This window comes from Bacteroidota bacterium, assembly GCA_016711505.1.
Classification (GTDB): Bacteria; Bacteroidota; Bacteroidia; order AKYH767-A; family 2013-40CM-41-45; genus JADKIH01.
The window spans coordinates 40241-51152 of record JADJSV010000012.1; the positions used below are offsets into that span (position 1 = coordinate 40241).

Consider the following 10912-nt stretch of genomic DNA (forward strand, 5'->3'; position numbering starts at 1 on the left):
AACTAAAAATAGCAATGTATTTTGTTTAATCCGGTTTACTGACCAAATATATTTGTACATCTCCTGCCCATTTTGTAATTTACTTTTCACTAACCCTAATACCCAACAGTTATGAAAAAACAAATTACTTTTATTATCGGAGCATTGCTGATTTTCACATCGCAATTGTTTTCACAGATCGATGTAAAAACAATCGATATGGCTAAAGTCAATCAGGCAAAGGTTGATGGCAAACTTAACGGATCTGAAAAGTATGTTAATTTTGATGCCCTGGGAAAAAGTCAAGCCAGGATTTCTCCAAATCTGACAATTCCAAATTCAGTGAACACTGCAAGCGGTTGCGCATGTTGGATCCCACGTGACTCAAGCTGGCAAGTTGCGCAGTTCGACGGATCAGGTGGTAGTGGTGGTCCCGGCTTACCTCCCGATTATAGAAATGATGACTGGTCAACAACACAGATCACTGTTCCATTTCCATTTTGCTTTTACGGACAGCAGGTAAATTTTATGTACATCAACAATAACGGAAATGTATCGATCAATAATCCATACGCAACATTCACAGCGAATTCGTTTCCTGATCCAACCTATACAATGATTGCACCTTTCTGGGCCGATGTAGATACACGTGGTGCTACAAGTGGAATTGTATATTATCAACTTACTCTTACGCATTTAATTGTTCAATGGGAAAATGTCGGTTATTTTAATTCACATGATGACCTTGGAAATACTTTTCAATTGATCATTACAGATGGTTTCGATCCATTATTACCTCCCGGATCAAACGTTTCATTTTGTTACCAGGACATGCAATGGACAACAGGTGATGCTTCACAAGGTGCAGGTGGATTTGGCGGAGTACCTGCAACAGTTGGTGTAAATAGTGGAAATGGAACTGACTATATTCAAATTGGTTTGTTTGATCAGGCAGGTTCGCAATACGACGGGCCATTTGCAAACAACGATGGTATAGATGCTCTCGATAATCAGTCATTCATTTTTAATGTTTGTCAAAGCGGAAGTAATGTTCCACCAATTTTGAATTCTTCACAGGCGTGTGATCCTTTGACCGTTTGTGAAGGTGATACTTTATTAATTGAAGGTTCATTCTTATCTCCTGAGCAAGGACAAATTACAACAGTCACTACATCAACTACGATGAGTGGTGTTACCGTTACTTCATTGCCCGGAAATACTTCTACATTTACTGTTCAGGTAGTTGGTCAGGCTTCTAACATTGGATTGAATCAACTGATGATCATTGCTACTGATGATGGAACACCGGCACAAGCATCGCAATTGCCAGTTGTTATTAATGTGACACCGGGAGCTGTACCACAAATTGCTACTACAAACGTAAGTTGCAATGGCGGACACAATGGTTCTGTTCACATGAACGTTGGCGGTACAGGTCCTTTTGAAATAATGTGGATGCCGGGAGAACGAACAACTCCTAATCTTACCCATCTTACAGCAGGAACATATAGTGTGAATGTGATCAGTCCAACTGGTTGCTCATCTTACCAATACATAACTATTACAGAACCTCCTGCATTAGCTGCGACAACAACATCAACAAATGCAGACTGTTCCGGACAACCGGGAAGTGCTGTTTGTACTGTTGCCGGTGGAACCGCTCCATATACTTATAGCTGGAATACGACTCCTGTTCAAAATACAAGTTCAATCACCAATCTTACAGCAGGAACTTATGTTGTAACAGTAAGAGATGCTAATAATTGTAACACCTCCAATTCAGTTGTAATTACAAGTACAGTCGGATTTACTGCCAGCATGAGCACAACAGCAGCAACATGTCAGGCGTCGGATGGTACTGCACGTGTCCAGATCACAGGTGGAAGCGGAAACTTCTCATATGTATGGATCCCTTCTGTGAGCACAGGTGCTAATGCTACCGGATTAACTGCAGGTGTTTATTCAGTTACAGTAACAGACAATGTTGACGGATGCCAGCAAACACTTTCAGGAACTGTAAGCAATACAGCAGGAATCGTTGCGAGTATAGTTTCATCAAGCAATGCAACTTGTCAGAATGGTGAAGATGGAAGTGCTACAGCAAGCGGTTCAGGTGGAACCCTACCGTATTCATACTTATGGATGCCGGGTGGTGCAACAACTGCAAGTGTAAACAACCTTTCACCGGGCACATACACAGTTGAAGTTTCTGACTATGTCGGATGTCCTGATTATGAAACAATCGTAATAGGTTTTGAATTCGCATCACCTGTAGTTGAGTTAGGCGCTGATACAACAATTTGCGCAGGATCTACTCTAACACTCGATGCAGGTTCAGGGTATCAATATCTCTGGTCAGATAACTCAACAAATCAAACACTAACCGTTTCTACTGACGGAGTTTACTCTGTGTTGATTACAGACGGAAATTCATGCGAAGCATTTGATGCCATTGTTATTACTACAACACCATGTAATCCGAACAGAAATACATCACAGCCAATCCGGAATGTTGGTATATATCCAAATCCTAGTACAGGTATGATCGATATCAATTTCGGAAATGAAACTCCGGGAGTTGTTGAAATAAACATTATTGATGCATTTGGAAAACGCATTTTGTATCACAGGAAAATCTGAAAGCAAATGACACTGCAAACTAAACCTGAAAGATCTTTCTTCAGGAATTTATTTTGTTAAAATATCATTTGGAAATGAAAGTCAGACGATTCGACTGATAAAAATGTAATAATACTTTTTCTCTGTAAAGAAGAGAATTAAACAAACGGGCTATTGTTGATAAGATCAATTATAGCCCGTTTTATTTTTCCATTAAGGACAAGCTGTGTTAAGTAATTTTTTTTTAACACAAGTATCTATGCAAAGAAAAACGTTGAGAACCCAAAGGGTTTTTAAACAGTCTTTTCAAGTACTACCTTGAATGCTGTAAACTTATAAACTCAACGCTATGAAAACAAATGTAGAAATGTTCTCTGAGGAAAGTCAATCAATTGTATGTTGGATTAGATGTACACAAAAATCAATGGTCAGTTTGTATGCGGACGGAGGAATTTGAACACAAAACCTTTACTCAGCCACCAAATCCTGAGATTTTGTACGATTACATCCAAAAGAATTTTCAAGTTATAAAGTTATATGTTCTTACGAAGCCGGTTTCTGCGGTTACTGGATCAGTGAACAGTTAAAATCGTATGGTTTTGAATGCTTGGTATTAAATGCAGTTGATATTCCCGGAAGCGATAAAGACACCCAAAGAAAAACCGATCGTGTTGATTGCAGGAAAATAGCCCGCGAATTAAGCAAAGGTGAAGTACAGGGAATCTTTCAACCAGACAGAGCACAACAAGGATTTCGAAACTTGTTTCGTCAGCGAAATAAATTAGTAAAACAATTGAGGGTTGTAAAAAACAATATTCGTTCTCTTCTTTTTTTAACGGGACTCAAATCGAAAAGGAATACGAGAATGGAAATTGGAGTCTTTCGTTTAGAAAATGGTTGCAAGCAATACCAATGGATACAAATACTAATCGCCTAAGTCTTGATTCCATGTTACGTCGATTGGACTTTTTGCAGCAAGAATATTTAGTAGTAGTAAAACAATTGTTATCCTACGTGCAAACTAATCACAAGGAGAATTATAAATTATTGAACACTATTCCCGGCATAGGCAAGATTGTTTCTATCGCTTTACTATGCGAAATAGGAGATGTCAATAGATTTAAGAGAGTAGATGAATTCTGTAGTTACATGGGATTAGTACCCAACATATATCAATCAGGAGACAAATTAAGAGTACGAGGACTAACCAAACGATGTCAATCAGTTCTACGTTCGTATATAATTGAAGCTGCCTGGACTGCAGTTAGAAAAGATCCCGAATTAATTGAGTATTACAAAGACATGTTGGAAAAAAAGTAACAGGGAAAATAATAGTAAAGTTGCAAGAAAATTATTGGTAAGAATCTATTATACATTAAAATTTAAGCGACCATATATTATAAATTACAATCAGATCAATCCAAAATAAAGTGACCGCAATTAGTGAACTGCAGCGCCTTCATGGAAGACTGCTCACACAAGTAGGCGGCCTTTATTATTACAATTAATAAATGCTTGCAGCTTCAAAACGATGACTGCTTATTGGAGTTTACCCAACTAGGTATGGATTGCTGATCTTATTAATTGCCAGAAAAACGCTTCACACGAGGCCTGGCCATGTTTTTTCCGGCAATTAACAAGACACCATCAAATAATAAATTTTTAAAATAATTTGGATAAATTCTTTCATTGGAGTGCACTAAAATTCGTCACAAGAACACAATATTATAATCGCCCTATTTTTGCACTTGTGCTGAAACCTTGGTGAACTCGAATGTCTGGTTTAAAATCTATCTCTTTTATTTCGAAAGATTTCATTTATTATAATTGGCTAAATTAAATATTTAGTCAGTCTGTAATAATTATTTTATTTGTTGCAATTATTTTATTGTCTTGTGTTAACTTAAAAATATACAAACCACTTGAAAGTTCATTTCTACTAAATACGATATTCTCTCCACTGATATTTTCAATTTGGGCCACAGTTTGGCCGAAACAATTTTCTACGGTTAGTCTTGCATTATATAAATGCTGGTCAGATATCAGAACAGTCCGAACAGAAAACGGATTAGGTGAAAATGCAACATTTATATTTCTGTTGTAAGAAGTTACATTAATATTCAAGTTACAAGTCGGACCTGACGTTGGATAAACTGCTGTATCATTTAAACTGTAACAAGTAAGTGAGTGTCCACACTCAAGTATAACTGAAATAGGTTCAACCAAGCCATTTGTACTGCCAATCCCTTCAATAAGAAATTGAGCTGTATTGTTTCCGGTCAGTGCATAACGTTTGAGATAGCCATGAGGAGTATTAATACTATCTATACCTGAAACATAAATATCACTTTGAGGGTTGTTATATGTGACAGGTAATGTATCACCTACTGAAAGATCAAAATCAAACAACAGATATTCATTTGTATCATTGAGTTGTCTCAGAAAAATCTGCTGTCCGCTTGATCGAATAAAAAAGGCGGGTAGTGTGTCAATGTACCAGAAGGAGCCTGAACAATCCGGAGGTGGCGCTGTCCACCAGTAATAATAGCCCTTGCCCTTTCTTATATACTTGTTTGTAAGTATATGAATTAATAAGAGTATCTCCATTTAAGTAATAATTCTTCGACTCTTCCCGTATACAAGGTGCAGGCACTGCGCAGGAACTTAGAATTTGCCATACAGGATTATTTTGGAAATATAGATTAGGCTGCGCCTTTGTATAAGTCAAAATGAGAAATAGTATAGTATTTATTAAAGCAAATTTCATCTAAACATTATCTAGGATTAAAACAAGCCTGCGAGCTTCGTAATTCGAAGATATAACTTTTATGGTTAACTCCAAGCGGTGTGTTGATTTCTCATTTTTACAATAATACCGCTTGTATTTCCTTTCGATACTCCGGATTATCAGTCATTCCATTGTGACCTTGACCATCAAGTGTGATCAATTTATCTTCGGGCTTAAATTCCTTTTCCAGTTTTAACGATGATCCGTAATATATCACCTCATCCTGATTTCCATGAAATATAACAATTGGCATTTTGCAATCTTTATAAACTCATTTGTTTTAAATTTATATTTTAAAATAAAGGTTGGAATAATTGGAAATGTATGCGACTTCAAGTCTGTTAAGTTATAATAAGGTGCCTGAAGAATCAGTAATTTAGGTTTATTAGTAGATGCTAAATAAGCAGCAAGCCCCGATCCTATTGAATAACCCAAAACTACAATCTTGTCTTCGCTATACTTTTTCTTCATTGCATCGTAAACTAATTGCAGGTCTGCGAAAAGTTGCTTTTGACTATTAATTGAACCATCGCTCTTGCCATACCCTCTATAGTCTAATATGAAAACATCGTAATTCAGATCTGTATAGGTCTTGGCGACACTACCCCAATTACCTAATGAACCTGCATTGCCATGGAGATAAAAAACTAAACCTTTAGAACTATCAGACTTAAATAATAAACCATTAAGCAGGACATTATCATTCGTTTTGATATTAATTTCTTCAAATTCCTGATCAAAACTAAACTGATATTCCTTGTTTAATTTTTGAGGAAAGAAAATCAGTTTTTCCTGAAAGAAAAATAAAATTCCACATACAACCAGATATAGAATTAAGAGAACATTAAGTGTTTTAAATAAAATTCTTTTCATCGCAAAATTAAAATTCGCTCCAATAATTTATTTTGTTTCGTTAACGCCATATTGTATTGCCTCTTTCAGAACTTCAATGTTAATATCCTTAAGCGTTTTGAATTTAATACAATACCCGGTAACACTTGCCTTGCCAAGATCTTTTCCATAAGTCTTAGACAAGTACGACTTATCCTCAAGGCCAAGTATGTAAACAGAGATCCCTGTTGTGTTGGCACTCAAACCAATTTGGTAAAACTCTTTGGTTTTTCCTCCGGCATATTTCATAGTTTGAAGCCCGTATCCAATATTGGGATTCGATACAATTTTATTCTCACTATTTTTCCCGTCCAGAAACCATAACTTACAAGCCGGCATCAATTTCAGAATGATTTGGTGTAATTCCTGCATATCGTTTTTCTTCGCTTCGGGTTGACTTGAGATATAGTCTTTGATTTGTTCTTTTATATTCATCTGATCACTTAATTAGCAATTTTTCTTGCACTAATTTTTGAAAACATTACTTTTCGAAAATGTAAGATAAATGTAATTCAAACTTCCCTTTCTTAGAATTAGTAGTACTTACAACTATATCGTAAAAGTATTTTTTACTCCTGCTTGCTGAATGATACTGTAGAACTATCAGATATTTTAGCAATGGTACACCAAATTTCAATCAGATGATTCGGTTCGCAAAGCCCATTAACCTTTACCTTCAATTCATAAAAATATTCATCAGCCTGCTTTGAATATTTTACTGAATGTGAGACCTCAGGAGGTTGACAACCACCAGAACTTGTAACCACTCCTAATAAAGTAAACGCAGAAAAATCAATACCTGAACGTCCACCAATTATCTTTCGAAATTCTTTCTCTGAATTAATTACATAATGCCAATCGCCATAGAGTCTTCCATGTCTAAGTTCAACTTGGTTACATGTAACTTCATTTAACGTATCATTTCCACCTATTGAAAATGAAAATTCGGAAATCGCTAACAAATTAATTAACAGGAGGAGTGTTTTCATTAATTTTCTTAAGTTCACTGGTTCTCCGCATCACTTTTGTTTCGGATCTTGAACTACTATTTTCGATCCATTTAAAAAATAATGTTTAAGTTTGAGCGGGCAAATTACAAAATAATATTTCAAGTTAGAGCTATAATTCAGAAAGCTACTTGAATCCTGCCTTTTCTGCAAAGAAAAGTTCATTTCATTTAAAACGAAAATTAAGTAGATAAATCAGAGATTATGGCGTCAGGATTTTTTGCATTATTAGATGATATTTCAGCATTGGTAAAAGTAAGCGCAGCCAGTCTGGATGATGTACCTACTCAGGTCGCCAAGACCACAGGAAAAGTTTCGGGCATTGTCATTGACGATACAGCGGTTACTCCAAAGTATGTAGTGGGCCTTGATCCATCCCGCGAACTTTCTATCATTTATAAAATTGCCAAAAAATCACTGATAAATAAATTACTTATTCTCAGCCCCGCTGCCTTTGTGCTTGGATACTTTGCGCCTTGGGCAATTACTCCTGTTCTAATGTTTAGTGGAGCATATTTATGTTTCGAAGGTTATGAAAAGGTACATTCTATGTTCAGTAGACATGATAATGCACATGTTAATATTGAAGAGATAAAAGCTATTACACCGGAGGAGCTGGAGAAAGAACGAGTTACAAGTGCTGTTCGTACGGATATTATCTTGTCAGCGGAAATCATGGCAATTGCATATAGCCAGGTTGTGGGCAGCCCTATATTAAACCAGATAGTGGTGATGTTGGCAGTAGCTGTTTTTATTACAATTGCAGTCTATGGACTTGTTGGCTTTATTGTAAAACTGGATGATATAGGAGTACACTTAGCTCAGGAAAAATATCACAGCTTTACCCGGAAATTCGGTCGTGGAATTGTAAAATCTATGCCGCATATCTTAAGTGTATTAAGCGTTGTCGGTACTGCTGCCATGCTTTGGGTAGGTGCAGAGATCATAGCGCATGGCATTCCATTTACAAATCATTTTACTTCACGATCTTGAAACCAAATTATCTGCAATGCCTGTTGTAGCCTGGTTTGCTAAGGCAGTTGCTTGTGCTATTGCCGGATTGATCTTAGGCTTTGTTGTGGAGAAAATTGTTTTACTTGTGAAGAAAGGTTTTAAAAGCAAAAGTAAAACCAATATTGAGGACTATCCTTTTCACACTTATGTCCCATGATCAATTGATCGCATCCTTTTTCTGTTAAGCGCAGTTTCGTTGCATACGTGATCTATTCCTATTATTCCACCACTACCTTTCCTTGCTTAATTTCACCTTCTTTTGACATCACCTGAATAAAATAAACTCCTGAGTATTGATTCAAATCAATCTCGGTTGTACAACAACTTATCTGATGTGAATAAATTATTTGCCCAAAGTGTATTGAATATCCTCCAATGTTTTAATTTCTGCATCACCACTATTAATGTAAAATATTCCTTTATTTGGATTTGGGTAAATGGATAAATACATTCCCTAATACAAATTTGAGTGCAAATTTGTTTCGAAAATGTTTTCAGGCTTGATACTACTCCTGGATTTGTTGAAATCCCATAGAGTTGTTGTATAGGGGGATTCGACAAATAATAAACACCTTCCTGGCTTATTGGAAACCTGGAAGTATCCCTACAATTAGAATTTCCAATAGAATCAGTTTTCACAAAAGTATATTTATGCTATCAGGTTGTACACCGTTTAAATAAGTATAACCAACAAGAGCATATCCCCCCCATCTTGTGACTGTATGATTGATGAAGATTTATCATTCCAAATATCACCGTATGTTTTAGCCATTCAAAATTTCCTACTGAATCGCTTTTTCTTATTAAGAATGCGTGGTTTGCACAAGCCAATCTGTTTTGTGCTTCCTGTAATAGCATACCCCCTGGATCTGACGTTTGATTACATCCTCACCTGCTTCCTAAAATGTATTACCGTAAGTTTTAAACCAAAGGGGATTTCCTGCACTGTCTGTTTTTAACAAAAATATCTTGATCTGCACCAAAGCATTGGGTAAAAAGGACCGGTAACAATAAATCCATTATCACTTGTATGCACCATTTTGTTGGCTATCATCGACATATTACCACCATTCGTGAAAAATCTTTTGCCCAAATAAAATTTCCATATTGGTCTAACTTAATAAGTGAGAAAAATATGACTGTGATGCCGATCGTAATATAATTAATCCACTATCACTACATTGGTAAATTGATTTTATCAAGGTTTGAAAGTAGGCGGGAGAAATTAAATACGACCAGATAATATTTCCAGATGAATTGTTCTGTAAATTGCAAGGACCTGTAAATTGTCTGGCAGTTCCTCCCAGTCAAATCCAATACTTATTTTTTGTATACAATATAACTCATCATATTCAACGGCAGTCTCCGATAAGTAGTTGTTTGCTTAACATTACCTAAAGAATCAGTTGTTATAAATATTCCGAATCTTGAATGACCTGTTCCAAAACCCAGGTACTACCAACAAGAGAAAATCCGCCATCCTGATTTGAAATCATATCATAAGGTATATCGCTGTTTACACCAAAGAAATCTTTAACCCATTTGATGCTCCCATCGCTAGCCATGTTCATTAAAAAGATATTTCCACCGGCACCAAAACCTTGAGTGACACCGGTTATGAAAAAGTCGCCGTTATTATTTTGAATGATTTTAGAAGCATAATCCACATAATGAGTACCATAGTTTTTTTGAAATGTCAACTGCGCAGTCAATTCTTTTGCTACGAATACCAAGAAAAATAGTATTAAGCGTGCCTTTTCTTCATAGAGTTAAAATATTGCCATAATGTATTTGCCACTCAACCAAAGGTGGAATTTAGGAAAACGATTGATTGTAAAACCTCAATAATTTTTTCCAAATTAATTGTCCTAAAATACAAGTATATCAATTTTTACTGAATTCCTGAACAATTTGCCCTAATTTTATAATGCGATTCCGAAACCATGATGCTTAATTTTCTCCCGCAGATCTCGCAGATTCCGTAGATTCATCGCAGATTTTTGTTGTCTTTGAGTGCCTTGTGAATTGTAAAAATCGGCGGGATCCTTGGGAAATAAACAGCGCTTAAAAATTTCCACAGATTTTCGCAGATAAAGGCGCAGATAAGGCGCAGATCGGTGATGGGTTTACAAAGACTTTACGCATATGATAAGTATTATTAATTAAAATCAGATTTTGTGATTTGCTTAGCTGATAAAATTATTGGCGCTTCTAACTAAAACTCTTTAATTACTTTCACAAGATCTGCGCCTATCGGATTTATCTGTGAGATCTGCGGGAAATTATTTTTTTTGAAAAATTTCCCGCAGATCTCCGATAGCTATTGACAAAAAGCGAAAAATGAGGAATCCGAACTACTACGGCATTACAATGTTTCACTGGTGTTTTAAAATTGATTTCTTGATTTTTACTTATAAAAGATGAAAGGATATTATTGTTTATGCGACCCTCTTCGGCGTCGGGCTCGTCAGGGCTTTTTCCTTTGCTAAATACATGACCTCTTCGAGGCTCTGCAATTTGTGAAGAAGGTTGCCAATTTGATAGTGGTTACTCTTCAAAAATGTTTTTGAAAAAAAAAATTAATTTGATTCGTTTAGAAGTAAAATAAGATCTG

Annotated in this window: 8 protein-coding genes and 2 pseudogenes; 5 read left to right on the top strand and 5 right to left on the bottom strand. The window is 36.0% G+C overall.

Going from position 1 to position 10912, the window contains the following annotated elements:
• Positions 1 to 111: 111 nt before the first annotated feature.
• The 4 genes from IPL24_12630 (at position 112) to IPL24_12645 (ending at position 3918) form a co-directional block, all read left to right on the top strand.
• The gene (locus IPL24_12630; GenBank protein MBK8364475.1) at positions 112 to 2619 is read left to right on the top strand and encodes a hypothetical protein; all 2508 of its coding nucleotides are present in this window, start codon (positions 112 to 114) and stop codon (positions 2617 to 2619) included.
• A 25-nt stretch (positions 2620 to 2644) separates the two neighbouring features.
• Complete coding sequence (locus IPL24_12635; GenBank protein ID MBK8364476.1) at positions 2645 to 2728, top strand: T9SS type A sorting domain-containing protein; 84 nt, start codon at positions 2645 to 2647, stop codon at positions 2726 to 2728.
• 405 nt (positions 2729 to 3133) lie between these two features.
• Complete coding sequence (locus IPL24_12640; protein MBK8364477.1) at positions 3134 to 3535, top strand: transposase; 402 nt, start codon at positions 3134 to 3136, stop codon at positions 3533 to 3535.
• 77 nt (positions 3536 to 3612) lie between these two features.
• Complete coding sequence (locus IPL24_12645; protein MBK8364478.1) at positions 3613 to 3918, top strand: IS110 family transposase; 306 nt, start codon at positions 3613 to 3615, stop codon at positions 3916 to 3918.
• 528 nt (positions 3919 to 4446) lie between these two features.
• Here the strand turns inward: IPL24_12645 and IPL24_12650 are convergent.
• The 4 genes and pseudogenes from IPL24_12650 to IPL24_12665 all read right to left on the bottom strand — a co-directional run bounded on the left by IPL24_12650 (position 4447) and on the right by IPL24_12665 (position 7266).
• A complete protein-coding gene (locus IPL24_12650) occupies positions 4447 to 5205 on the bottom strand; it encodes a T9SS type A sorting domain-containing protein (protein ID MBK8364479.1) in 759 nt (252 codons plus the stop codon).
• Positions 5206 to 5462: 257 nt separating this feature from the next.
• Positions 5463 to 6259 (bottom strand): annotated as a pseudogene (locus tag IPL24_12655) (alpha/beta fold hydrolase).
• A gap of 27 nt (positions 6260 to 6286) precedes the next feature.
• Complete coding sequence (locus IPL24_12660) at positions 6287 to 6712, bottom strand: DUF1801 domain-containing protein (protein ID MBK8364480.1); 426 nt, start codon at positions 6710 to 6712, stop codon at positions 6287 to 6289.
• 134 nt (positions 6713 to 6846) lie between these two features.
• Positions 6847 to 7266 (bottom strand): hypothetical protein, encoded by a 420-nt coding sequence (locus tag IPL24_12665; GenBank protein ID MBK8364481.1) that lies wholly within the window; start codon positions 7264 to 7266, stop codon positions 6847 to 6849.
• A 222-nt stretch (positions 7267 to 7488) separates the two neighbouring features.
• Here IPL24_12665 and IPL24_12670 point away from each other — a divergent pair.
• Positions 7489 to 8455 (top strand): annotated as a pseudogene (locus IPL24_12670) (DUF808 domain-containing protein).
• 1252 nt (positions 8456 to 9707) lie between these two features.
• Here IPL24_12670 and IPL24_12675 read toward each other — a convergent pair.
• On the bottom strand, positions 9708 to 9998 hold the full coding sequence (locus IPL24_12675) for a hypothetical protein (GenBank protein ID MBK8364482.1): 291 nt from the start codon (positions 9996 to 9998) through the stop codon (positions 9708 to 9710).
• Between the last annotated feature and the right edge of the window lie 914 nt (positions 9999 to 10912).